At 71.0% G+C, this 23,931-nt stretch carries 23 protein-coding genes; 13 read left to right on the top strand and 10 right to left on the bottom strand.

Annotated features, from left to right (window positions below):
- Nucleotides 1–2 precede the first annotated feature (2 nt).
- Together ACGFJ7_RS13980 and ACGFJ7_RS13975 are read right to left on the bottom strand one after the other, a co-directional pair.
- Entirely contained in the window at nt 3–755 is a 753-nt protein-coding gene (locus ACGFJ7_RS13980; RefSeq protein ID WP_392642381.1) for a BTAD domain-containing putative transcriptional regulator, read from the bottom strand.
- Complete coding sequence (locus ACGFJ7_RS13975; RefSeq protein ID WP_360258267.1) at nt 752–1,378, bottom strand: hemerythrin domain-containing protein; 627 nt, start codon at nt 1,376–1,378, stop codon at nt 752–754. Before ACGFJ7_RS13975 ends, ACGFJ7_RS13980 begins: the two co-directional genes overlap by 4 nt.
- A gap of 120 nt (nt 1,379–1,498) precedes the next feature.
- Here ACGFJ7_RS13975 and ACGFJ7_RS13970 point away from each other — a divergent pair, with 120 nt between their 5' ends.
- A complete protein-coding gene (locus ACGFJ7_RS13970; RefSeq protein ID WP_392642380.1) occupies nt 1,499–2,983 on the top strand; it encodes an MFS transporter in 1,485 nt (494 codons plus the stop codon).
- 116 nt (nt 2,984–3,099) lie between these two features.
- On the top strand, nt 3,100–3,702 hold the full coding sequence (locus ACGFJ7_RS13965) for a hypothetical protein (RefSeq protein ID WP_360258262.1): 603 nt from the start codon (nt 3,100–3,102) through the stop codon (nt 3,700–3,702).
- Here ACGFJ7_RS13965 and ACGFJ7_RS13960 read toward each other — a convergent pair.
- Nucleotides 3,689–4,519, bottom strand: coding sequence for an oxidoreductase (locus ACGFJ7_RS13960; RefSeq protein WP_392642379.1), 831 nt, complete (start codon nt 4,517–4,519; stop codon nt 3,689–3,691). The two genes, ACGFJ7_RS13965 and ACGFJ7_RS13960, sit on opposite strands and share 14 nt — an antisense overlap.
- An 87-nt stretch (nt 4,520–4,606) precedes the next feature.
- Between ACGFJ7_RS13960 and ACGFJ7_RS13955 the strand changes: the two genes are divergently transcribed.
- The 4 genes from ACGFJ7_RS13955 (at nt 4,607) to ACGFJ7_RS13940 (ending at nt 8,105) form a co-directional block, all read left to right on the top strand.
- Nucleotides 4,607–5,437 (top strand): helix-turn-helix transcriptional regulator, encoded by an 831-nt coding sequence (locus ACGFJ7_RS13955; RefSeq protein ID WP_392642378.1) that lies wholly within the window; start codon nt 4,607–4,609, stop codon nt 5,435–5,437.
- A 118-nt stretch (nt 5,438–5,555) separates the two neighbouring features.
- Nucleotides 5,556–5,861, top strand: a complete 306-nt coding sequence (locus ACGFJ7_RS13950) for a DUF6403 family protein (RefSeq protein ID WP_360258256.1) — start codon at nt 5,556–5,558, stop codon at nt 5,859–5,861.
- The gene (locus tag ACGFJ7_RS13945) at nt 5,854–7,182 is read left to right on the top strand and encodes a hypothetical protein (RefSeq protein ID WP_392642377.1); all 1,329 of its coding nucleotides are present in this window, start codon (nt 5,854–5,856) and stop codon (nt 7,180–7,182) included. Before ACGFJ7_RS13950 ends, ACGFJ7_RS13945 begins: the two co-directional genes overlap by 8 nt.
- Nucleotides 7,179–8,105 carry a hypothetical protein gene (locus ACGFJ7_RS13940; RefSeq protein WP_392642376.1) on the top strand — a complete coding sequence of 309 codons (927 nt, stop codon included), beginning with the start codon at nt 7,179–7,181 and terminating at the stop codon, nt 8,103–8,105. Before ACGFJ7_RS13945 ends, ACGFJ7_RS13940 begins: the two co-directional genes overlap by 4 nt.
- A 36-nt stretch (nt 8,106–8,141) precedes the next feature.
- Here the strand turns inward: ACGFJ7_RS13940 and ACGFJ7_RS13935 are convergent, their stop codons facing one another.
- Nucleotides 8,142–8,477, bottom strand: coding sequence for a helix-turn-helix transcriptional regulator (locus tag ACGFJ7_RS13935; protein WP_392642375.1), 336 nt, complete (start codon nt 8,475–8,477; stop codon nt 8,142–8,144).
- 156 nt (nt 8,478–8,633) lie between these two features.
- Between ACGFJ7_RS13935 and ACGFJ7_RS13930 the strand changes: the two genes are divergently transcribed.
- Nucleotides 8,634–9,572 (top strand): TerC family protein, encoded by a 939-nt coding sequence (locus ACGFJ7_RS13930; protein ID WP_392642374.1) that lies wholly within the window; start codon nt 8,634–8,636, stop codon nt 9,570–9,572.
- A 203-nt stretch (nt 9,573–9,775) separates the two neighbouring features.
- Here ACGFJ7_RS13930 and ACGFJ7_RS13925 read toward each other — a convergent pair whose 3' ends face one another.
- The 6 genes from ACGFJ7_RS13925 to ppdK all read right to left on the bottom strand — a co-directional run bounded on the left by ACGFJ7_RS13925 (nt 9,776) and on the right by ppdK (nt 18,002).
- Nucleotides 9,776–10,648, bottom strand: coding sequence for a universal stress protein (locus ACGFJ7_RS13925; RefSeq protein WP_360258245.1), 873 nt, complete (start codon nt 10,646–10,648; stop codon nt 9,776–9,778).
- 219 nt (nt 10,649–10,867) lie between these two features.
- The gene (pflA, locus tag ACGFJ7_RS13920; RefSeq protein WP_360258243.1) at nt 10,868–11,620 is read right to left on the bottom strand and encodes a pyruvate formate-lyase-activating protein; all 753 of its coding nucleotides are present in this window, start codon (nt 11,618–11,620) and stop codon (nt 10,868–10,870) included.
- Complete coding sequence (pflB, locus tag ACGFJ7_RS13915) at nt 11,620–13,857, bottom strand: formate C-acetyltransferase (RefSeq protein WP_392642373.1); 2,238 nt, start codon at nt 13,855–13,857, stop codon at nt 11,620–11,622. Before pflB ends, pflA begins: the two co-directional genes overlap by 1 nt.
- Before the next feature lie 98 nt (nt 13,858–13,955).
- On the bottom strand, nt 13,956–14,966 hold the full coding sequence (gene adhP / locus ACGFJ7_RS13910) for an alcohol dehydrogenase AdhP (RefSeq protein ID WP_360258238.1): 1,011 nt from the start codon (nt 14,964–14,966) through the stop codon (nt 13,956–13,958).
- Nucleotides 14,967–15,052: 86 nt separating this feature from the next.
- Complete coding sequence (locus ACGFJ7_RS13905; protein WP_360258236.1) at nt 15,053–15,364, bottom strand: hypothetical protein; 312 nt, start codon at nt 15,362–15,364, stop codon at nt 15,053–15,055.
- A 10-nt stretch (nt 15,365–15,374) separates the two neighbouring features.
- Complete coding sequence (gene ppdK, locus ACGFJ7_RS13900; protein WP_392642372.1) at nt 15,375–18,002, bottom strand: pyruvate, phosphate dikinase; 2,628 nt, start codon at nt 18,000–18,002, stop codon at nt 15,375–15,377.
- A gap of 200 nt (nt 18,003–18,202) precedes the next feature.
- On the opposite strand from ppdK, the gene ACGFJ7_RS13895 reads away from it, so the two are divergent.
- The 6 genes from ACGFJ7_RS13895 to ACGFJ7_RS13870 all read left to right on the top strand — a co-directional run bounded on the left by ACGFJ7_RS13895 (nt 18,203) and on the right by ACGFJ7_RS13870 (nt 23,674).
- The gene (locus ACGFJ7_RS13895) at nt 18,203–18,820 is read left to right on the top strand and encodes a zinc-binding dehydrogenase (RefSeq protein ID WP_392642371.1); all 618 of its coding nucleotides are present in this window, start codon (nt 18,203–18,205) and stop codon (nt 18,818–18,820) included.
- Nucleotides 18,817–19,449 (top strand): SRPBCC family protein, encoded by a 633-nt coding sequence (locus tag ACGFJ7_RS13890; protein WP_392642370.1) that lies wholly within the window; start codon nt 18,817–18,819, stop codon nt 19,447–19,449. Before ACGFJ7_RS13895 ends, ACGFJ7_RS13890 begins: the two co-directional genes overlap by 4 nt.
- 30 nt (nt 19,450–19,479) lie before the next feature.
- Nucleotides 19,480–20,166: a CBS domain-containing protein gene (locus ACGFJ7_RS13885; protein WP_392642369.1), complete on the top strand. Its 687-nt coding sequence runs from the start codon at nt 19,480–19,482 to the stop codon at nt 20,164–20,166.
- A gap of 55 nt (nt 20,167–20,221) precedes the next feature.
- A complete protein-coding gene (locus tag ACGFJ7_RS13880; protein ID WP_392642368.1) occupies nt 20,222–20,695 on the top strand; it encodes a Crp/Fnr family transcriptional regulator in 474 nt (157 codons plus the stop codon).
- Nucleotides 20,689–21,174 (top strand): nitroreductase/quinone reductase family protein, encoded by a 486-nt coding sequence (locus ACGFJ7_RS13875; protein ID WP_392642367.1) that lies wholly within the window; start codon nt 20,689–20,691, stop codon nt 21,172–21,174. The genes ACGFJ7_RS13880 and ACGFJ7_RS13875 overlap by 7 nt, the downstream gene beginning before the upstream one ends.
- 100 nt (nt 21,175–21,274) lie before the next feature.
- On the top strand, nt 21,275–23,674 hold the full coding sequence (locus tag ACGFJ7_RS13870) for a phosphoketolase (RefSeq protein WP_392642366.1): 2,400 nt from the start codon (nt 21,275–21,277) through the stop codon (nt 23,672–23,674).
- Nucleotides 23,675–23,931: the final 257 nt, after the last annotated feature.

Below are 23,931 nucleotides of genomic sequence, written 5' to 3'. Positions count from 1 at the left end.
TCCTATGTGGGCGGCAACCCGGGTTGAACTGCTGAGACGGTCGGGTAATCGACATCGAGGATCGTCCGGTTGAGGTTTCGCAGCTCCGGTCCCGGCTCCGCACCCAGTTCCGTGGCGAGTGTGTAACGCACCGTGCGGTAATGGGCCAGGGCCTCGGCCCGGCGGCCCGCGCCGTGCAGGGCGGTCAGCAGCAGGGCGTGCCCCGGCTCGTGATGCGGCCGCTCGGCCACCAGGTCGCGCAGACCCGGGATGGCCTCCTCGTGGCGGCCGGTCTCGACGAGCGCGGCGAGCAGGCGCGTGGCGGCCGTCCGGCACAGCTCGTCGAGGCGTTCCCGCTGCTCGGCGGCGAACGACCCGGTCAACCCTTCCAGCGGTACGCCTCGGCGAAGCGCGACAGCGGCCTCGAGCTCCGCCGTCGCGGCGTCCGGCCCGGCCGCCGCCGCCCGGGCGAGATGGGTGGTCAGCCGGCGGGCGTCGACCGACTCCGAGGGCACGTGCAGCGCGTGGCCGCCACCGAACCAGCCGAGCTGCACCGGGCCGCCGCTGAGCGTGCGGCGCAACCGGTAGACGTACGCGGGAACCTGGTTTTGATCTCCGATCGCCTCGCCGAGCTCGCTCAGGCCGGCGCGGGCGCCCTCGCGGAGCAGCAGAACCGCGAGGATCGTGCGCTGCCGGGAGTCGCCCAGGGGCAGCTCGACGCCGTCCCGCCAGGCGCGCACCGGGCCCAGCAGGGAAAAAGTGACGCCGGCGCTCACCAGGGCTGCGGCTCCCGGAGCCGGGACACGTGCCGTTGGTACTGGTGGCGGCCGATCAGCCACCACGCCATCCGGCCGGTGAGCGGCACCTTGGCCAGGAAGTGGCGGCGCTCGTCGGGGCCGGCCTCCTCCAGGATCGCGCCCAGCGTCAGGGTGGCCAGGCCCCGGCTCGCCACCCGTTCCCACTCGGCCCGGGTCAGATGCTCGGCGATCAGGGGCAGGATCAGCTCCTCCTCGTCGTCGAGGTGTTGCACGAGCGCGGCCCGGTGCGCGGCCAGCTGGTCGCTGAGCTCATCGCGTACGGCCTCGGCCGCATCCAGCTCCCAGCGCGGGAGAAGATCACCGATGGCCAGCAGGGTGTGCTCCAGCCGGCCGTGCTGGGTCTCCATGCGGGCCACGAGCTCGTCGTACAGGCGGGCCCGCTCGCGCACCAGCGGCCACAGCAGCTCATCCTCGGCCCGGTGGTGGCACAGCAGCTCACCGGTGTACCGCCGGACCGCCTCGGCGACCTGCGTGGCGCGCTCGGTGTCACCGGGACGGCACCCGGTGACGAAGCGCGGCAGCAGGGCGGCCTCGCGCCGGAACACCCGGTGGAGGGCCACCAGCTCGTGGTCCATGGTCATGTCGTTCACGATGGCGCAGTCTCGGGCACCTCACTTGCCCGCGACTTGACGGGCCTTAAGCCGGGGCCCCGGCCTGCCGATGCGGAGTGGGACGGAATCGACTCGCTACGGAAGGCGCGCATGTCCACTGATACTCGAACCCGCCTCACGCGGCCGGCCGCCGATCAGGGCTCCGGCCGCTGGTGGGCACTGGTCGTGCTCGCCATGGCCCAGCTCATGGTGGTGCTCGACGCCACCATCGTGAACATCGCGCTGCCCACCGCGCAGGCCGACCTGGCGTTCTCCGACGCCGACCGGCAGTGGGTCGTCACCGGCTACGCCCTCGCCTTCGGCAGCCTGCTGCTGCTCGGCGGGCGCCTGTCCGACTTCTTCGGCCGCAAGAAGATGTTCCTCATCGGCCTGGTCGGCTTCGCGCTGGCCTCGGCCCTCGGCGGTGCCGCCAACGGCCTCGAGATGCTGATCGTGGCCCGCGCCCTGCAGGGCGCGTTCGGCGCGCTGCTCGCCCCGGCCGCCCTGTCGCTGCTGTCCACCACGTTCACCGAGCCGGCCGAGCGCGGCAAGGCGTTCGGCATCTTCGGCGCCATCTCCGGCGCCGGCGGCGCCGTCGGCCTGCTGCTGGGTGGCGTGCTGACCGAGTACGCGTCGTGGCGCTGGTGCCTGTACGTCAACCTGGTCATCGCGGCCATCGCGGTCGTCGGCGGCCTCATGAAGCTGCAGGACGAGCCGGTCGACGGCAAGGGCAAGATCGACATCCCGGGCGTCGTCTCGGTCGTCGTCGGCCTGGTCGGCCTGGTCTACGGCCTCGGCAAGGCGGAGACCGACGGCTGGACGGCCGCGGCCACCCTCATCCCGATCATCGTGGGTGTCGTCTTCCTGATCGCCTTCGTGCTCATCGAGCGCCGGGTCGCGCAGCCGCTGCTGCCGCTGCGCGTGGTGCTCGACCGCAACCGCGGCGGCTCGTACGCCGCGATCGGCATCGCCGGCGCCGGCATGTTCGGCATCTTCCTGTTCCTCACGTACTTCCTGACCGCGGTCCTCGGCTTCACCCCGATCCAGACCGGCCTGGCGTTCCTGCCCATGCTGGCCTGCATCATGGTGTCGGCCACCCTGGCCGGTTCGATCCTCACCCCGAAGGTCGGCCCGCGCCCGCTCGTCCCGGCCGGCGCCCTGATCGCCGCGGTCGGCATGGCCTATCTGACCCGCCTGCAGCTCGACTCGTCGTACGCCGGCGGCGTCCTGCCCGGCCTGCTCATCATCGGCCTCGGCCTGGGCCTGGTCTTCGCGCCGACCCAGAACGCCGCCACCAGCGGCGTGCAGCACCACGACGCGGGCGTCGCCTCGGCGATGATCAACACGGTGCAGCAGATCGGCGGCTCGATCGGCACCGCGCTGCTGAGCTCGTTCGCCGCGACCGCCGCGACGAACTACGCCTCCTCGCACGCCCCGTCGGCCACCCTGGCCGCCGAGGCCCAGCTGCAGAGCTACCACACGGTGTTCTGGTGGTCGTGCGGGTTCTTCCTGGTCTGCGCGGTGGTCTCGGCGCTGATGTTCCGCACCGGCCCGCTCGACGTCGACCCGGACGCGCCGCCCGCGATGGCGCACTGATCGTCCGAGCTTTTTGTCAGGGCCCCGGCCGTTTTGGCCGGGGCCCTTTCACGTGCTTGATCATCTTTCCACCCGGGTGATCCGGATGCGCGGATCATTGGTAATAATGTCCATCAATGAGCGCGGACGAGTGGCAGAGCTGGCGGCACGAGACTTTCGGCGATCCGTCGCCCGGCGGGCCCGGCTTCACCGCCCTGCTCAGCGCCGCCCGTGCCGATCCTCGCACCGTCGAGCGGATGCTCCGGGCCGGGCTGGCCGCCGGTGACCCGCTCGCCGCCCAGTCGTTCAGCGTCCTGGCCGCCGAGGGCCGCGCTCCCGCCGACGCCGTGAGCTATCTGCGCGGCGCCCTGCACGGCGCTTCCGGCGAGATGCGCATCCGCACGGCCGAGGCCCTGTACGCCATCACCGGCGACCCGTCCTGGTCCCGGCCCATCGTCGGCGTGCTGAGCGCGGCCACCAGCGAATTCGCCCGCCTCGACGCGGCCATCGCCCTGGCCCGCTTCCCACCCGACAGCGTCCTGGTGACCGCGCTCGCCGCCGCCGTCGCCGACCCCGAATACCTGGTTCGCTACCACGCCGCCAGCACCCTGCTGCGCTACGCCGGCGACCGGCGCCCGCCGGAGAGCGACCCCACGCTGCACGACCGCCTCACGGCCGCCACCGAGGAGCAGTGGCGCTCGGCCGCCGACGAGTTGGCGGCCCGGGTCAGGAGCGCGTAGCGAGCCCGTCCAGCCGGGCCAGGGCGTCGCCTTCCACGTCGCCCGCGGCCAGGTTCTCGCGCAGGTGGGCGACCGACGAGGTGCCCGGGATGAGCAGGATGTTCGGCGAGCGGCGCAGCAGCCAGGCCAGCGCGGTCTGCTGCGGCGTGGCGCCCAGCTCGGCCGCCACCTCGGTCAGCACCCCCGACTGGATCGGGTTGAAGCCGCCCAGCGGGAAGAACGGCACGAAGCCGATCCCGTCCGCGGCCAGCGCGTCGACCAGGGCGTCGTCGTCACGCAGCACGACGTTGTAGAGGTTCTGCACGAAGACGACCGGCGCGACCGACCGCGCCTCGGCCACCTGCTCCGCGGTCACGTTCGACAGCCCGAGATGCCGTACGAGACCCTCGCGCCGCATCTCCGCCAGCTCACCGAACCGGTCGGCCACGGCCTCGCCCTTCTCGACGCGCAGGTTGACGCCGTCGAGCGCGTCCAGCCCCAGCCGCTTCAGGTTGTCCTGAACCTGCTCGCGCAGGTTGTGCGGCGAGGGGTTCCAACTGCCGTCCGGACCGCGGCTGTAGCCCACCTTGGTGACGATGCGAAGGCTTTCCGGGTACGGGTGCAGCGCCTCCCGGATGATCTCATTGGTGACGTACGGGCCGTAGTAGTCGCTGGTGTCGATGTGCGTGACGCCGAGCTCGACGGCGGTACGCAAAACCCGTACGGCCTCGGCCCTGTCCCTGGGCGGCCCGAAGGCGCCCGGCCCGGCCAGCTGCATGGCCCCGAACCCGATGCGGGACAGAACGAGGTCGTCGGCGAGCTTCAGTGAGTCGTTCATGCCCACCAGCCTGCCCCGGACGAGGCGGCCCTGGGAGCTACAGCCTGTACCACCCACGGGCGGCGCGCGCGAGGCACCATGGGCCTCATGAATCAACTCGGCGCCGCCGTGCGGGCCTGGCGCGGCCGGACGGAACCGGCCACCGTCGGCCTGCCCGCCAACTCACCCCGCCGCGTGCCCGGCCTGCGCCGCGGTGAGCTGGCCATGCTGGCCGGCATCTCGGTCGAGTACGTGGTACGCATCGAGCAGGGCCGCGCCCCGACCCCGTCCGCCCAGGTGTGCGCGGCCCTGGCCCGGGCGCTGCGGCTGACCGACGAGGAACAGGCCCACCTGCTGCGCCTGGCCGGCCACGCCGCCGACCCCGACCGGGTGCCGAGGATCATCCCGGAAAGCCTGCAACGCGTCATGGACCAGCTCACGGCCAGCCCCCTGGCCGTCCACGACGCCACCTGGGCCCTGCTGGCCTGGAACCCGCTGTTCGCCGCGGTCTTCGGCGACCCGAGCGCCTACCGCCCCGACGAACGCCACATCCTGATCCGCCAGTTCGAGGGCGGCTTCGGCCGGGCCCGGCAGACCCCGGCCGAGCGGGCCGCGTTCGAGGAGTCCCTGGTGGCCGACCTGCGCGCGACAACCAGCAGGTACCCGAACGACCCGTCCATCGCCGCCCTGATCACCCGGCTGCGCCGAAGCCCCCGCTTCCGCGAGTTGTGGGCGCTGCGCTCGGTCGCCGACCACCACAGCGCGACGAAGGTCATCGAACACCCCGAGGTCGGCGACATAGCGCTGGAGTCCAACGTCCTGACCACGCAGGGCTCCAACCTGCGCCTGGTCGTCTACACCCCGCGGGCCGGCACCGACGCCCGCGGCAAACTCGACCTGCTCACGGCGATCGGCCTTCAACAGCTGTCGCGAACGTAGAGCCGCATCGTGGCCGGAGTCCCATCGGCATGCACGTTCGCAGCGTGACCTCCATACGGCGACCTTGCGAACCGCGGGGTGAGCCTGTTCGGTTTGAGCTGTTCGCTAGCCTGCTTCCGTGTGGTGGATCTGGGGGGCCGGTGGCGTCGTGCTGTTCGTCAGCGGATTCGCGGTGGTCGCCGGCCCTCGCCGGCGGCAGCGGGCGACGGAGCGGCGGGTGGCCTGGTCGGCGGCGCGGGCGGCGATCGCCACGGCCGCCGTGAGCCGGGACGCGGCCGGGACGCGGGCCGAGCGGGACGCCGAGGCCACGGAGCTGTTGCGCCGGGCCGAGGCGATCGCGGCCGCGCGCGGTGGCCCGGACGCGGCGCACGAGGCCACCGAGCTGGCCCGGGCCGCCGAGCGGATGTGGCGGGCCGATGATTAAGCAGCTCTTGGGGTGGGTCGCGCTCGCGGTGGCGGCCGTCACCATGGTCGTGTTCCTCACCAGTCAGCAGAGCGACTTCAAGGTCACCTATGCCGGGTCGCCCGGCGGCAGCACGACGCCCAGCGGCGGGCGGGGCTCGGCCACCGTGCCGGACACCGCCGAGCTGACCCGTCTGCTGCGGACGTCACCGGTGGTCCGGCTGCCGGGCGCGATCGCGCAGTGGGACACCGCCGCGGTCGGCGCCGCGATCGGCGACAGTGGACTGCGGATCCTGGTCACGCCGCCCGGCCTCGACGACGCCTCCACCCAGCGGGTCCAGCAGCTCAAGGACGCTGATCTGCGGGTCATCGGGACGGCCGTCTCCACCGGGACGTACGCCGTCAGTGGTACCGAACTGGCCGACTGGCGGGACCAGTTCGCGACCGGTGACGTGACGAACGACCTGTTGCTGCTGATCGCCCACTTACGCGAGCGGCCGGAGCCCGTACAGAAGCATCTGTTCTCGTGGCGGGCGCCGACCGCGGCCGAGACCGCCGTGGTCGCGGCCGACCTGCGCTCCAGTGGTTTCCACCGGGGCCGAGGGTCGACGGTCACGTCGGCGCCGCGGAGCTCACCGGCTTTTCCGAACGGGCGCGCGCTGTACGTGACGCTCCCGTTGCAACCGTTCGGCCGGCCGGTCCCGGAATACGGTCCCGCCCTGGTGAAGCTGTTCCCGGACACCCCGATCGTGGTCATGTACGGCGCCTGGATCGAGTACTACGGACCGCACGCGGCCGACTTCGCCGAGATCGCGGCGGCCACCTTCTATGCGCAGGCCGAGCGGGTGCTGGATCGTCTGGCGTACTCGCAACAGGGCGTGCTCGACACCTACCTGAACCGGGTCACCGACGTGCGGTTCGCCGGCCTGTTCGACCGGCCGCTGCCCTACGAGCCGCCCGACCCGCTGCGGGTCACCCGGCCCGCCCTGCCGTGGATCTTCGTGGCGTGCGTGGTGTTGTTCGTGGCGTTGTCGCTGCGCCCGATGGTGCGCCCGGTGTGGCGCCGAAGCCGGGCCGTCGCCGCGGGAACGCCGGCCCAACTGGCCGCGCTGACCGCCCTGGCCGTGGAGATGTCGGCGCTGACCGACCGGCGCAGCGAGCCGGCGCTGGCCCGGGCCCTGGTCACCCTGACGGCCGCGCGTGACGCTTCCCGCGACGACCTTCCCGACGACCACGTACGCGCGTTGCTGCGCGACGCCGAAGCCGAGCTGGACCGGTGCGCGCGGTTGTTGCCGTACCGCGGCTACCGGCCGGCCGAATACCTGAACGGGCGGATCGCATGACCTGGCTCTTTCCGCCGTCGCCGGCCGGCCCGCCGTCCCGGCGCGACCGGTGGCTCACGCGGGCCGCCCAGATCCGCAGGTCGCTGGTGTCGCCGTTCGGGCTGGCCTCGATCGCCTGTCTGGTCCTGGCCGGCTGGGCGCTGTGGACCGGTGGTGTGTTCGAGGGCCCGATGGCCCGGCAGGTCCGCACGTCGTCGGTCTACGCCGCCCCCGGCACCGGCCTGGACGTCGCCGCGGCGGAACGGATCATCGGCAACCGGCGGCTGGTCCTGGTGATCGTGGATCCGGCGGCGGGGCGTCCCGGCCCGATCTGCGACGCTTTGGAACGGGCCGCCGACGGCACTCTGGTGCTGGTGCTGCGGCCCAAGCCGGGCGGGGGCTGGAACAAGTACGGGTGCGCGATGTTCCCCGGCGGCGGCGAGCTGATGGCGATCGAGGGGACCATCAGCACCGGCATCCAGCAGTTCGGTGACGACCCGCTGTCCATGGTCAAGGTGGTCGCCGTCAACTACGACCGGCTCGTCCGCGCCGGGATCATGACGGACGGCCCGCGCACGATCCACCCGTACCTGCCGCGTTATCTGGCCGCCGGCGCGGCGGTGCTCGCCGTGATCATCGGTTCGCTGGTGCTCTGGGTCGCCGGCCGCCGCACGGCGAAGGCCACCCTCGACCGGCAGGAGCGCCTGCAAGCGGCCACCGACGGCCGCGCCGCCCTGAGCGCCGCCGCGGCCGCGGTGGCGCAGCAGATCATCGACCTCGACGCCAAGTATCGGACCGGCACCCCGCAGTTCCGGCGCCGCTACGTCGCCCTGACCGACGATTACGTGACGTTGCTCGACGACCTGGACGACCGCGCCGCGACGCCGCGGGTGAAGGAACTGCTCGCCCGGGCCCGCCGCCTGGCCGCGTCTGACGCGCGCTGACGCAACGGGCCGGGCGACCGGCTGTACGCCTCTGTGTTACGCGCGGCCCTGCCGGTCGTCGAGTGACGGGGGAGTGGTGAACAGGGCGAGCAGGTCGCCGATGCGTCGGTCGGCCTCGGCCGGGTGCCGGAAGTGGCCGGCCGGGTTGACGGTGTACCGGTTGCGGCGCCCGACGCGGGTGTGCTCGAGGTAACCCGCCTTCTCGAGGTCGGCCACGATGGCTTGGGCGGCGCGTTCGGTGATGCCTACGGTCTCGGCCACCTCGCGCAGCCGGGCGTCGGGTTCGCGCGCGATGGCCAGCAGTACGTGCGCGTGGTTGGTCAGGAAAGTCCAAGCCGCCATCGGTACGCCTCCCCTTGTCATACGAACCATACTTCGTGAATAATGTTTCGTAGTTCGAGGGGGAGTACCCGGCGTGCGACGCGTCGTCGTCAGTACGGGCCGGCCATCCGGCTCCGGCGGCGCGGCCACCTGAAGTGCGGTGGTGCGGGGAGACCTTCGGCCCGTCCGGTCGAAGGGAGTTCCCTGATGTTCGTGCCGTTGTGGGCCTGGGCGCTGGTGATGGGCGCCGTCGCGGTGATGCTGGCCGTCGACCTGTTCCTGCACCGCGACAACCACGTGATCGGCTTCCGGGAGGCGGCGACGTGGTCGGCCGTCTGGATCGGCGCCGGTCTGCTGTTCGGTGTGCTGTTGTGGGGCTGGCAGGGCGGCGACGTGGCCGGCACCTACTACGCGGGCTACCTGATCGAGAAGGCGCTGTCGATCGACAACGTCTTCGTCTTCGCGCTGATCTTCTCGGCGTTCGCCGTGCCGCCCGCACTGCAGCACAAGGTGCTCTTCTGGGGCGTGGTCGGCGCGCTGGTCATGCGGCTGGTGTTCATCTTCGTCGGCGCCGAACTGCTCGAGACGTTCTTCTGGACGGCGTACGTCTTCGGCGCCTTCCTGATCTGGACCGGCTACCGGATGGCGTTCCGCCACGGTGACCAGAGCCCGCCGGAGAACAACCTGGTCGTTCGCCTCGTGCGCCGCGTCGTGCCAACCGACCCGGCCTACCACGGCGACCGGTTCTTCGCCCGCGTCGACGGCCGCCGGGTGGCGACCCTGCTGTTCGTCGTGCTGATCGCCGTCGAAGCCACCGACCTGATCTTCGCCATCGACTCGGTCGCCGCGGTCCTCGCGATCACGACCAGCACGTTCCTCGTCTGGACGGCGAACGCGTTCGCGCTGCTCGGCCTGCGCAGCCTGTACTTCTGCCTGGCCGGCCTGTTGCGCCGCTTCGTGCACCTGCACTACGGGCTGGCCGTACTGCTGGCCTTCGCCGGCGTCAAGCTGGTCCTCTCCGAGACGCCGATCGGCAAACTGCCGATCCCGCTCACCCTCGGCGTCATCGTCGCGACCATCGCGGTGTCCATCGGCTCGAGCCTGCGCAGCACCGCGTCCGGCAGCACGACCTTGCCGCCATCGTGACGGCCGGCGATCGCGTCAGCGGCCGCGGTACCGCGCACGACGACGACGGCGAACTCGGCCCGGCGAGGAACCGCAGCCGTAGGCTCTCCGGGCTTGCCTCGCCGTACAGCCGGGCCAGGGCCGCGCGGTCGTCCGGGGGCACCGGCCGGATGCTGATGATCCCGCCGTCGGAGGTGAGGGCGTCGAGCGCCATGACGGCCGCCTCAGGCCGGTCGCGGCCGGGTGACGTAGACCGGGGCACCGGCGTGGTGCAGCAGCTGCAGGGTGGTCGAGCCGAGGAACGCGCCGGCCAGCAGCCCGTGGCCGCGGTTGCCGACGATGACCAGGCGGGACCGCCGGGATTCGCGTTCGAGCGCGAAGGCGGCGCTCTCGTGGGTCACCACCGTCGTGAACAGCACGTCCGGGTACTTGGCACGCCACGGGGCCAGCTGCTCGTCGAGCCGCTCGTTCTCGGCGGCGTCCTGCTCGGGCGTGTCGACCGTCGGCGGAGCCACGTCGGACAGCCACAGGGGAATCACCGGAAGGTAGGCCCGGACGATGGTGAGCGGGCAGTCGTGTTCGGTCGCGGCGGTGAAGGCGGTCTCCAGCACCAGGTCGGCGGTGGGGGAGTCGTCGACACCGACCGCGATGGGTCCGCCGGCGGTCGTACCGTGGCCGCGAACGACGACGACCGGGCAGGGGGCGTGCGTGGCGACGCGCTGGCTGACCGAGCCGAGCAGCAGGCCGGCGAAACCGCCGCGGCCGCGGCTGCCGAGCACCAGCAGTTCCGCGTCGTGGGCCACCTCGAGCAGCCGCGGAGCGGCGTGCCCGATCAGCGTTTCGGTTGCGATGGTGATGTCGGGTGCGATGTCGCGGGCCTGGTCCCAGGCCGCGGCCACGACGGCCTCGGCGATTTTCCGGGCCAGGTCGACGACCTCGGTGCCGACGTTGTAGCGGGCGCCCTGCCACTCGAAGTCGAAGGCGTGCACGATGCGCAACGGCAAATGGCGGCGCTGGGCCTCGTGGGCCGCCCAGTCGACGGCGATGGTGCTCGGTTCGGTGCCGTCGGTGCCGACGACGATGGGCTTGGTGTTCATGGCCTTGCCCCTTTTCTTCTCTCCCTTCATCGTCGGCTTCATCGATGCGATGGGGCAGGGCGTCAGGTCCTCGCCCGGCGGGCCGAAAGTCCCGCCGGCAAGTCGTGGACGACGCGCAACGCGAGGCCTCGGCAGCTGTCGACCCGCCTGGAGCATTACGGACAACAGCGTTGCCACCACAGCGGACGAGGGAGTGGCCTCGCTCGCCGCGGCCGTATCTCAGAACACCGTGAGCCCATGGCCGCGGAACTGGTCGCGCACTCGACGCAGGAGCTGGTCGTCCGGCGCCGGCGTATCCGCCAGCGGGAATGGCAGGCCTAGAGCGGCGTACTTCTGGGCGCCGAGGCGGTGGAAGGGCAGCACCTCGACGCGTTCGACGGTCGGCACGGAAGCGGCGATCGCGGCGACGGCGTCGACGTTGGTGGGGTCGTCGGTGAGGCCGGGAACGAGCACGAAGCGGACCCAGATGGGCGTGCCGCGGTCGGCGAGGCGGTGCGCGAAGCGGACGGTGGGCGCGAGTCTTCCGGTGCGGGTCACCTTGCCGTACGTCGCGGGATCGCCGGACTTGATGTCGAGCAGCACCAGGTCGGTGGCGTCGAGCAGGGCGTCGTCGGCGCGGTCGCCGAGGAAGCCGCTGGTGTCCAGAGCCGTGTGCAGCCGCAGCTCCTTGCAGCCACGCAGGACCTCGCGCGTGAAGGCCGGTTGTTGCAGCGGTTCGCCGCCGCTGATGGTGACTCCGCCGTGGGCGACTTTCAGGAAACGCTCGTACCGCCGGATCTCGGTGAGCAGGTCCGGCGCTGTCCACCCGGTGCCGTACCGGCGGTACTGGGTGTCCGGGCTGTGGCAGTACTGGCAGCGCAGCGGGCAGCCGGCGAGGAACGCGACGAACCGGGTGCCCGGCCCGTCCACTCCGGTCGAGAGGTCGAAGGAGTGGACGGAACCGGTCACCGGCGCCGTGACGAGGGGGGTCATCACAGCGATCCGTGGAAGGTGCGGGAGATGACGTCGCGCTGCTGCTCGGGGGTGAGCTTGACGAAGTTGACCGCGTAGCCGGAGACCCGGATGGTCAGCTGCGGATAGTTCTCCGGATGTGCCATGGCGTCTTCGAGGGTGGCGCGGTCGAGGACGTTGACGTTCATGTGGAAGCCGCCGCCGTCGGTGTAGCCGTCGAGTACGCCGGCCAGGTTGCCGATGCGCTCGTCGCGAGAGTGGCCGAGGCCGTCGGGGGTGACGGTGATGGTCAGCGAGATGCCGTCGCGGGCGCAGCGGTACGGCAGTTTGGCCACCGACAGCGCGGCGGCGACCATGCCGTGCTTGTCGCGGCCGTTCATCGGGTTGGCCCCCGGCGCGAAGGGCTCGCCGGCGCGGCGGCCGTCGGGCGTGTTGCCGGTGTGCTTGCCGTAGACGACGTTCGAGGTGATGGTCAGAACCGACAGCGACGGCTCGGCGCCACGGTAGGTGGGCTGCCGGCGGATCTTGGCCATGAACCGCTCGACGAGGTCGACGGCGATCGTGTCGGCGCGGTCGTCGTTGTTGCCGAAGGCCGGGAAGTCGCCGTCCACGGCGTAGTCGACGGCCAGCCCGTTCTCGTCCCGCAGCACCTTGACCTGAGCGTGCTTGATGGCGCTGAGGCTGTCGGCGGCGACCGACAGGCCGGCGACGCCGGTGGCCAGGAACCGGTGGACCGGGTAGTCGTGCAGGGCCATCTCGAGGCGTTCGTAGGCGTACTTGTCGTGCATGTAGTGGATGACGTTGAGGGCGTCGACGTACGTCTCGGCGAGCCAGTCGAGGGTCTTGTCGTACGCGGCCATCACGGTCTCGTAGTCGAGGATGTCGTCGGTGATCGGCGTGCCCGCGAGAACCTGGTCGCCAGTCAGCTCGTCGCGGCCGCCGTTGATCGCGTACAGCAGGGCCTTGGCCAGGTTGGCTCGGGCGCCGAAGAACTGCATGTCCTTGCCGACGCGCATGGCCGAGACGCAGCACGCGATCGCGGTGTCGTCGCTGTAGGCGGGGCGGATCAGCTCGTCGTTCTCGTACTGGATGGAACTGGTGTCGATCGACACCTGGGCGCAGAACCGCTTGAAGCCCTCGGGCAGCGTGGGTGACCAGAGCACGGTCAGGTTGGGCTCGGGGGCCGGGCCGAGGTTGTAGAGCGTCTGCAGGTAGCGGAAGCTGGTCCGGGTCACCAGCGGCCGCCCGTCGCAGCCGATGCCACCCAGCGACTCGGTCACCCAGGTCGGGTCACCCGAGAAGAGTTCGTCGTACTCGGGGGTGCGCAGGAAGCGGATGATGCGCAGCTTGATGACGAAGTCGTCGACGAGCTCCTGCGCCTGCTGCTCGGTCAGCGTCCCTTCGGCGATGTCGCGCTGCAGGTAGATGTCGGCGAAGCTCGCCGTGCGGCCGAGTGACATCGCGGCGCCGTTCTGCTCCTTGGTCGCGGCCAGGTAGGCGAAGTACAGCCACTGGATCGCCTCGCGACCCGTCGTCGCCGGGCCGGAGATGTCCTCGCCGTACCGGTCGGCCATGAACCGTAGTTCTTCCAGCGCCTTGATCTGCTCGGCGAGCTCCTCGCGGTCGCGGATCACGCTCTCCGAGGACAGCTGCCCGTCGAGCGACGCCTTGACGGCTCGGCGTTCGGAGATGAGCCGGTCCACGCCGTAGAGGGCGACGCGCCGGTAGTCGCCGATGATCCGGCCGCGGCCGTAGGCGTCGGGCAGCCCGGTGATGATGTGCGAGCGCCGGGCGGCTTTGACGTCGGCCGGGTAGGCGTCGAACACGCCGTCGTTGTGGGTCTTGCGGTACTGGCTGAAGATCGCCTTCACGTGCGGGTCGAGTTCGAACCCGTACGCGGCCAGGCCGTTCTCCACCATGCGCAGGCCACCGTTGGGCATGATCGCCCGGCGCAGCGGCGCGCTGGTCTGCAGACCGACGATGAGCTCGTGGTCGCGGTCGAGGTAGCCGGGCTCGTGCGCGGTGATCGTGGAAGGGGTGTGCGTGTCCACGTCGTAGATCCCGCGCCGGCGCTCCTCGACGAACATCCGCTGCAGCTGCCGCCAGATCCGCTCGGTGCGGTGCGTCGGCCCGGTCAGGAACGACGCGTCACCCTCGTACGGCTCGATGTTGTCGTGGATGAACCCGCCGACGTCGATCGTCTCGCGCCAGCCGGTGCCGCGGAATCCGCGCCAGGCGTCGTGGGATGTGGTGTCCATGACCTCTCCTTCGTCTGTCCTCAGCCTGGCCGAGCGACGACCGGACGGGCAGGGCCAGAGGTCCCGGGCGGCCGGGACCGTCCGAGACCCCGAGCGGTTCACGGAATCAGTACGAGACGTGCCGGCACGCGGCTGGCGAGGACGTCCTCGATGGCGTCGTTGATCTGTTCGAGCGGTCGGGTCTCGTAGAACACCTTGGTACGCCCGGCGGCGTGCAGCCGGAACACCTCGGTCAGGTCGGCGCGGGTACCCACGATCGAACCGATCACCTTGATGCCTTTGAGGACGGTCTGGAAGATCGGCAGCGACATGGCGTTGTCCTTGGGCAGCGACACCAGGATCAGCCGGCCACCGCGTCGCAGCGACGCGTGCGCCTGCTCGAGCACCTTCGGGTCGGCCGCCAGCACCACGGCGACATCGGCGCCGCCGAGCGCCTCGATCGCGGCGACCGGGTCGGTGGTGGCGGCGTTGACGACGTGGGCGGCGCCCAGGTTCTTGGCGAGTTGAAGCTTCTCCTCGGTGACGTCGACCGCGATGGTCTCGCCGCCGAAGATCTGCGCGTACTGCTGGGCGAGGTGGCCGAGTCCGCCGATGCCAAAAATCGCGACGCGATCGCCGGGCGTGACCCCGCCGACCTTGACAGCCTTGTAGGTGGTGACGCCGGCGCAGGTCAGCGGCGCGGCCTCGGCCGGGTCGATGCCGTCCGGCACCGCGACGGCGAAGCGCGCGTCGGCGATCAGGAACTCCGCGTGGCCGCCGTCGATCGCATAGCCGGTGTTCAGCTGAGCCTCGCACAACGTCTCCCAGCCGGTGACGCAGTACTCGCACGAGCCGCAGGCATGTCCGAGCCACGGGATCGCGACGCGGTCACCGGCCCGGTGCAGCGTGACGCCGGGACCGACCTTGTCGACGACGCCCACGCCCTCGTGGCCGGGGATGAACGGGGGAGTCGGCTTGACCGGCCAGTCGCCGCGGGCGGCGTGGATGTCGGTGTGGCACAGGCCGCTGGCCTCGATGCGGACCAGGATCTGCCCGTCACCGGGTTGCGGGATCGGGACCTCCTGGACGGCCAGTGGTTCGGTGAAGCTGGTGACGACGGCTGCGCGCATGACGTTCCCTTCTTTCTCTGTGCCTTCAAGGCTCGTCCGGCGCAAGTCGCGGTAGTAGGGCCACTCGTCCCTGATACGCAGGACCGTCAGCGTTCCTCCGTGAGGCGGTGCGCACGCAAGAGACGGGCCCACCACGGTCTCGCAGTTCCACCTGCCCTCAGCGCGGGCCGCGCACTGTGCTTGAGGCTGACCCAGCCGCCGGGACCCATCGTCACCGTGCCGATCGCGGGCCGCCGGCGCAGCGCGAGGCCGACGGACACGCTCGCGGTGGCCACCGCCGCAGTGGCCAGCGCGGCCAAAGCGACGGTGGTCGCATCCACGGCGGGGATGAACCGGCCGTCGACGTAGGCGCCGATCTCCCGGTCACCGCGCCGGACCGGCGTCACCGTGGTCGTCATCGTGACCTCCTCATCGGCTGTCCGAGCCGGCCGCCGCGCTCGCGGCGCGTCCGGCCTCGAGCCGGGCGATCGGCACGCGGAACGGCGAGCACGACACGTAGTCCAGGCCGGTGTCGTGGAAGAAGCGGACCGAGGCCGGATCGCCGCCGTGCTCGCCGCAGACCCCGACGGTCAGGCCGGGCCGGCTCGCGCGGCCCCGTTCGACGGCGATGCGGACGAGCTCACCCACGCCGTCGCTGTCGATGGTCTCGAACGGCGACGCCGCGAAGATGCCGAGCTGTAGGTAGCGCCCGAAGAACGCGCCTTCGACGTCGTCGCGGGAGAAGCCCCACGTCATCTGGGTCAGGTCGTTGGTGCCGAACGAGAAGAACTCGGCCGCGCCGGCGATCTGCCCGGCGGTCAGCGCGGCCCGGGGAACCTCGATCATCGTTCCGATCCGGATCGGCGGCGCGCCCAGCACGCTCGCCAGCACCGCCTCCGCCTCCGCTCGTACGGTCTCCAGCTCCTGCACCGCGCCGACCAGCGGGACCATGATCTCCGGCCGTGGGTCGCCGCCCGCGGCAACCTGTGCGGCGGCGGCCTCGGCGATCGCGCGGACCTGCATGGCGAACAGGCCGGGGATCACCAGGCCGAGGCGGACCCCGCGCAGGCCGAGCATCGGGTTCTGCTCGTGCATCCGGCGCACGGCCGTGAGCAGCGTGCCGTCGCGACCGGGATCCTGACCGAGCGCCTCGGCCCGGGCGACCCGCGCGGTCAGCTCCTCCAGCGGCGGCAGGAACTCGTGCAGCGGCGGGTCGATCAGCCGCACGGTGACCGGCATACCGTCCATCGCGGTGAACAGCTCCTCGAAGTCGGCGCGCTGCAGCGGCAGCAGCTCGGCCAGGGCGCCGTCGTCGCCGAGGATCAACCGCTCGATCAGTACGCGGCGGTCGCCGAGGAACATGTGCTCGGTCCGGCACAGCCCCACACCGGTGGCGCCGAAGCGGCGGGCGCGGGCGGCATCGGCGCCGGTGTCGGCGTTCGCGTGCACGGCGAGCCGCGCCGTGTGGTCCGCGTGGATCATGAGCCGTTCCACCGCGGCGAGCAGGGGGTCGCCGTGGGCGGTGAGCTCGCCTTCGAAGTAGCGCACGACGCGGGAGGGCCGTACGGCTACGGCGCCGGGGTACACCTTGCCGGTGGTGCCGTCGAGGGAGATCACGTCCCCGGCGTGCAGCGTGCGTCCGGCCACGGTGACCGAGTCCTCGTCGATGACGAGTTGCTCGGCGCCGCAGACGCAGGTCTTGCCCATGCCGCGCGCGACGACGGCGGCGTGCGAGGTCTTGCCGCCGCGCGAGGTGAGGATGCCCTGGGCGGCGATCATGCCGGGCAGGTCGTCGGGGTTGGTCTCGCGGCGCACCAGGATGACCGGCTCGGTGGCTGCTGCGGCGGCGTCGGAGTCGAAGACGATCATGCCGACGGCCGCTCCGGGCGAGGCGGGCACGCCGGTGGTCAGCGGTTCGGGTGCGGCGGCGGTGTCGAAGCTGGGGAACATCAGCTGGGCCAGCTGTTCGCCGGTGACGCGCTGCAGGGCCTCGTCGAGGGTGATGGTGCCCTCGTCGACGAGCTGGGCGGCGATGACGAACGCGGCGGCCGGGGTGCGCTTGCCGACGCGGGTCTGCAGCATCCACAGCTTGCCGTTCTCGATGGTGAACTCGATGTCGCACAGGTCGCGGTAGCGCTGCTCGAGCCGCTGCATGATCGAGAGCAGCTGCCGGTGGCTCGCCGGGTCGATGGTGGCGAGCTCGGCGAGGCTCATCGTGTTGCGGATGCCGGCGACGACGTCCTCGCCCTGGGCGTTGCGCAGGTAGTCGCCGTAGACGCCGCGCCGTCCGGTGGCCGGGTCGCGGGTGAAGGCGACGCCGGTGCCGGAGTCCTCGCCGCGGTTGCCGAAGACCATCGCCATCACGTTGACCGCGGTGCCCAGGTCCTGCGGGATGCGTTCCTGTCGCCGGTAGAGGGTGGCGCGCTCGGCGTTCCACGACCGGAACACCGCGCCGATCGCGAGGAACAGCTGCTCGTGCGACGCCTGCGGAAAGTCACGGCCGGTGTGGGCGTGGAAGACCTTCTTGTACGCGAGGACGAGGTCTTGCAGCTGGGCCACGCTCAGGTCGGCGCCGATGCCGCCGGCTGCCGCGAGCTCGTCGTCGAACGCCTCACCGGGCACGTCGAAGACGGTCTTGCCGAACATCTGGATCAGGCGCCGGTAGGAATCCCAGGCGAAGCGCTCGTCCCCGGTCTGCCGGCCGAGGCCGGCGACGCTCGTATCGCTCAGGCCGATGTCGAGGATGGTCTCCATCATCCCGGGCATGGAGAACTTGGCGCCGGAGCGTACGGAGAGCAGCAGCGGATCCTCGGGGTCGCCGAAGGTCTTGCCGATCTGGTTCTGCACCATCCGCAGGTGATGCTCGACCTCGCCCAGAAGGCCGGTGGGCATCGTGCCGGTGCGCAGGTATTCGCGGCAGGCGTCGGTGGTGACGGTGAAGCCGGGCGGCACCGGCAGACCCATCCGGGTCATCTCGGCCAGGTTGGCGCCCTTGCCACCGAGCAGGTCCTTGAGGTCCTTGTTGCCCTCGACGAAGTCGTAGACGTATCTGGTCACGGCCTTACTCCTCGCTGTCTCGGCGGTGGCTCCTTCCTCGTTGGTAAGCCCTGCGGGTGGTCGGGTTGTAGGGCCGGACGTCCCGATCCGACGGGCTCCCTCGCTTCTCCTGTTGCGCTCCCGCGACAGGGCCGGATGTCCCTACCCCTTCGGCAGTGGGACGACGAGCGTGGAGGGGACGACACCGAAGGGAGAGAGTCATGAAAGGCCTCGTGTACGGCGGTCCCGGAACACGGTCGTGGACCGAGGTCCCCGACCCGCGGATCCAGGATCCGAAGGACGCGATCATCCGGATCGACGCCGTTACCATCTGCGGCACCGACCTGCACATCCTCGGTGGGGACGACTCGCCCTCGCACATCGTCGTCATCGACAAGGCGGAGAGCCGGTTGCAGGCGGCGAAGATGTTCGGCGCCGACATCACGGTCGTGGCCGGCGCGGACGACCCGCTCGGCACGGTCCGGGAGCTGACCGGCGGCCTCGGCGCCGACGTGGCGATGGAGGCGGTCGGCACCCCACAGACGTTCGAGCTGTGCGCCGCACTCGTGCGGCCGGGCGGACGAGTCGCCAACATCGGCGTGCACGGCAAACCCGCCACCCTGCACCTCGAGGACCTGTGGATCCGCAACGTCACCATCACCACGGGCCTGGTCGACACGTCCTCGACGCCGGCGCTGCTCGACATGCTCGTGGCCGGGCAACTCGACCCCGGCCCCATGGTCACGCACCGGTTCGGCCTGGACGAGTTCATGGCGGCGTACGACGTCTTCGCCGACTCGGCCCACTCCGGCGCGCTGAAGGTGGTGCTGTCGCGATGAAGGCCGCATTCCTGATCGCCGGCGCCGGCTTGGCGGTGGCCGTCTCCCCGTGGGCGCGCCGCCGGTACGTCACGTGGGGCGCCACACCGGAGGAGGTCGCCGGCGCCCTTCTTGGCGACGACCTGCTGCCGGACGCCGGCCTCATCTCCACCCGTGCGGTGACCATCGACGCCGCCCCATCGGCGATCTGGCCGTGGCTGGTGCAGATGGGCAGCGGTCGCGGCGGCGCCTACACGTACGACTGGATCGAGAACCTGTTCGGGCTGAACATGCACAGCGCCGACGAGATCCTGCCGCAGTTCCAAGATTTGGCCGTCGGTGACACTCTGCCGCTCGGCTCGAACGGGCCCGCCATGCGGGTGGAGATATGCGAGGCCGAACGCACTCTGGCGTTCCGCTCCGAGGACGGCGCCTGGGTATGGATCTTCCACCTGTGCCCGGACGGAGCCCGGACCCGGCTGATCAGCCGCAACCGCATCACCCCGCCGGGCGGCAACCGAGCGGTCCGAGCCCTGTACGACGCGGTGATGGCGCCCGGCAGCCTGATCATGGAACGCCGGATGCTGCAGGGCATCAAGCAGCGCGCCGAGGGCCTTTCGGCCCTGCCCGACCCGGTTTCCGCCTCGTAGCGTCGGCAGATGAGAAGCGAGGAGGCTGCCATGACAGCGTGGAAAGTGGACGACGTGATGACCAAGGCGGTCGTGTCGGTGGAGCCGGCCGCCTCCTACCGCGAAGTGGTTGACCTCCTGATCGGTCACCGCTTCAGCGCCGTGCCGGTTGTGGACGAATACCAGCATGTGACCGGCGTGATCTCCGAGACGGACCTCCTGCGCAAGATCGAGTACGCGGGCGACGAGCAGCCCCGGCTCTTCGAGGGCCGCCGCCGCCGGGGTGAGCGAGCCAAGGCGTACGCGGGCGCCGCCGCCGATCTGATGAGCAGCCCACCGGTCGTGGTGCTCAGCAAGACGCCCATCGCCGCCGCGGCGCGGCTCATGGATGCCGAGAACGTCAAGCGGCTGCCGGTCGTCGACGACCTCGGCCGGCTGATCGGCATCGTCTCCCGCGGCGACCTGCTCAAGGTCCACCTGCGCCCGGACGGCGAGATCAGCGCGGACATCAACGAGAGCGTCCTCGACGCGCTGCTGCACGAGGGCGCCGACCAGGTGAGCGTCGCCGTCGACGGCGGCGTGGTGCGGCTGACCGGGGAGGTCGACCGCCGCTCCACCGCCAACCTGGCCGTCCGCCTCACCCGGCAGGTGCCCGGCGTCGTCGAGGTGATCGACAAGCTTCAGGTCGCCTTCGAAGACACCGACACCACTGGCGCCGGCGTCTTCTACGTCGCCTGATCATCGCGCGGAGCCCGGCCGCCACCGGGCTCCGCGCCCTCTGCGGGGAGGTTTCATGCTGAGTGTCTTCGACCTGCTCGCCCTGAACGACTTCGTCGCTGACCTTCCAGCCGGCTGGCTGCAGCGGCTCGCGGTGGCCGGGCGACCGGTGTTCCACGGCGTCGGGCACCGGCTGTGCCGCGAGGATGCGCACGCCGACCGCTTCTGGCTGATCAGCTCCGGAGCGGTCGCGATCGACTTCTACGTACCCGGACGAGGCGACATCACGGTCGACCGGGCCCGGCCGGGCGCACCGGTCGGCTGGTCGTGGATGCGACCGCCGTTCCGCTGGCAGTTCGGTGCCGTGGTGGCCGACGACGTGCATGCCGTCGAGTTCGACGCCGCGCGGGTGCGTGCGCTGATCGCTGAGGACGCCGATCTCGGGCGTGAGCTGACCGGCCGGATGCTCGACGTCGTGTCGCACCGGCTGCAGGCTGCCCGTCACCGGCTGATCGAGCTCTACGCGTACCCGGAGGCGCCGGCATGCTGATCGGGAGCCCGTTGAAGCGTTGGATGTACCGCGGCGGACGCCCGCACGGTCTGGCCCGCCTGCTCAACCGCATCTCCGCCGCCCAGTTCCGGGCCGGATTCCTTGTGCCGCAGACCTGGGTCACGCTCGAGGTGCCAGGACGTCGCACCGGCCGGACGGTTTCCTGCCCACTCGTGGTCGTGCGGCTCCAGGGTCGTGAGTATCTGGTGGCGATGCTGGGAAACGACGCCAACTGGGTCGCCAACGTGCGAGCCGCCGGAGGCGACGCGGTCCTGGGCCACGGCCGTCGCGAGCGGATCCACCTCAGCGAGGTGCCCGTCGACCAGCGACCGCCGATCTTGCGCCTGTACCTCGCCAAGGCGCCCGGGGCGCGACCGCACATCCCGGTCGACCGGCACGCTCCGCTCGAGGCCTTTGCAGCGGTCGCGGCTGGCTATCCGGTGTTTCTGGTTACCCGCCTCGAAAGTCCTGCCCCGTAGGGTCGGAGGTCCCTTCGGCCGCGGCTTGCGGCCCTACGGGACCAGGCGACCGCCGCCTTACGGTGGATCCGACGACAAAGATCCGCTGAAGGGAATCGCCGTGACCGCGGTGGTGTCCGACCTGCTGCAGACTCTCGCCGAACCTGACGAGGCCGAACTGGCCCGCCTCGACGCCTGGTGGCGCGCGGCCAACTACCTCACCATCGGCCAGATCTACCTCAAGGCCAACCCGCTGCTGCGCAAGGCGCTGACCGCCGAGCACATCAAGCCCCGCCTGCTCGGTCACTGGGGCACCAGCCCGGGCCTGTCGCTGATCTACGCCCACGTGTCGCGGCTGATCCGGCACACCGGTCAGCAGGCGATCTACCTGGCCGGTCCTGGCCACGGCGGGCCCGCGCTCGTCGCCGCCGGCTACCTGGAGGGCACGTACTCGGAGATCTACCCGCAGATCAGCCAGGACGCCGAGGGCATGCGGAAGCTGTTCCGCCAGTTCTCCAGCCCCGGCGGTATCCCGAGCCACGTCTCGGTCACCACGCCGGGTTCCATTCACGAGGGCGGCGAGCTGGGCTACGTGCTCGTCCACGCGTTCGGCGCGGTGATGGACAACCCGGACCTGCTCGCGATCGCGGTGGTCGGCGACGGTGAGGCCGAGACCGGCCCGTTGGAGGGTTCGTGGAAGGGCGTGTCGTTCCTCAACCCGGCCCGCGACGGCGCGGTGCTGCCGATCCTGCATCTGAACGACGCGAAGATCTCCGGCCCGACCGTGCTCGGTCGCAAGCATGCCGACGAGGTGCAGGAGTTGCTGCGCGGCCACGGCTACGACGTCATCGAGGTGGCCGGGCAGGACCTGCCTGGCATGCACGTCCGCTTCGCCGCCGCCCTCGCTCAGGCGTGGGGGCGTATTCGCGAGATCCAGACCGCGGCCCGTACCGGGACGTGGGACGGCACCAGGCCGGTCTGGCCGTTGATCGTGCTTCGTTCGCCGAAGGGCTGGACCGGGCCGGCCGAGGTCGACGGGGTACAGGTCACCGGCACGTGGCGGTCGCACCAGGTGCCCCTGTCCGGTGTCCGGGACAGCCCCGCACACCTCGCCTTCCTTGAGCAGTGGCTCAAGTCGTACCGGCCCGAGGAACTCTTCGACGACACCGGCGCGCCCATCGGCCTGATCCGTGAGCAGGCACCCGAGGGCGATCTGCGCATGAGCGCGTCGCCACACGCCAACGGCGGCGTCCTGACCCGCGACCTCGACCTGCCCGACTTCCGCGACTACGCCGTCGAGGTGGCCGCGCCGGCCACCGGACGGGCCGAATCGACGCGCCGGCTCGGCGAGATGATGCGCGACATCTACGCCCGCAACGACGACCGGTTCCGGCTGTTCTGCCCCGACGAGACCAACAGCAACCGGCTCGGCGCCGTCTTCGAGGTTTCCGACCGGGCCTTCATGGAGCGCGTGATGCCGAGCGACGTCGCGCTCAGCCGCGACGGCCGGGTCATGGAGGTGCTCTCCGAGCACAACTGCCACGGCTGGCTCGAAGGCTACAACCTGACCGGCCGGCACGGCCTGTTCGCCACGTACGAGGCGTTCGCGATGGTCAGCGCCTCGCAGACCGTGCAGCACGGCAAGTGGCTGCAGGAGGCCACGAAGCTGCCGTGGCGGGCGAGGGTGCCCAGCTTCAACGTGCTACTGACCTCGACCGCCTGGCGCAATGACCACAACGGCTTCTCCCACCAGGGTCCCGGTCTCATCCAGACCGTGCTCACCCAGCGCGGCGATGTCGCCCGGGTGTACCTGCCGCCGGACGCGAACACGCTGCTGTCGGTGGCCGACCACTGCTTCCGGTCGCGCTCGTACATCAACTTGATCGTCATCGACAAGCAGCCGCAACTGCAGTACCTGACCATGGACGAGGCGATCGAGCACTGCGCCCGCGGCGCCGGCATCTGGGAGTGGGCCGGCACCGACGACGACACCAGCGACCCTGACATCGTGCTCGCCTGCGCCGGCGACGTGGTCACCATGGAGACCGTCGCCGCGGCCCAGATCCTGCGCGACCGGCTGCCCGGCTTCAAGGTCCGCGTTGTCAACGTCGTCGACCTGATGACGCTGCCGCGCCCCAAGGACCACCCGCACGGCATGAGCGAGACCCAGTTCACCGAGCTGTTCACCGACACCGTCGACGTGGTCTTCGCGTTCCACGGCTACCCCGGCGCGATCCACCAGCTGGTGCACGGCCGGCCCGACGCCGATCGGTTCCGCGTGCGCGGGTTCATCGAGCAGGGCACCACGACCACCCCGTTCGACATGACGGTCCGCAACCGGGCGTCGCGATACCACCTCGTGATGGACGCCATCAACAACGCCCACCGGCTGCCCCGTGGTGCCGCCGACCTCAAGGCTTGGTGCGAGGCGCAGCTGCGCCGTCACGAGGCCTACGTGGTCGAGCATCTGGAGGACATGCCCGAGGTTCGTGACTGGTCCCTCGACGGCGGAGCGAAGTAACCACAGCGCATCTCCGACGGCGGTTCCGCGTTGCGGAGCCGCCGTCAGGCGCTGGCTTCACTCCTGTTGGTGCGCTCAGCTCGCCGACGTCGGTTCGCCGTACGGCGGCGGCCATCTGCGCAGGTCAGAGGCGATGTCCAGGTGTCGGACGTTGCCGCGTGACAGCGCTTGATGTGGCCCGCTCAGCAGAGGCCGAGGGCAACGTCGTCGGGGTCGTCCGCGAGGCGTGACGATGCCGGCAACGGTCCTCACGATCC

Source organism: Actinoplanes sp. NPDC048988 (assembly GCF_043197815.1).
In the GTDB taxonomy this organism is placed as follows: domain Bacteria; phylum Actinomycetota; class Actinomycetes; order Mycobacteriales; family Micromonosporaceae; genus Actinoplanes.
The sequence above is the reverse complement of the archived record's forward strand: the minus strand, read 5'-3'. Positions and strand labels throughout refer to the sequence as shown.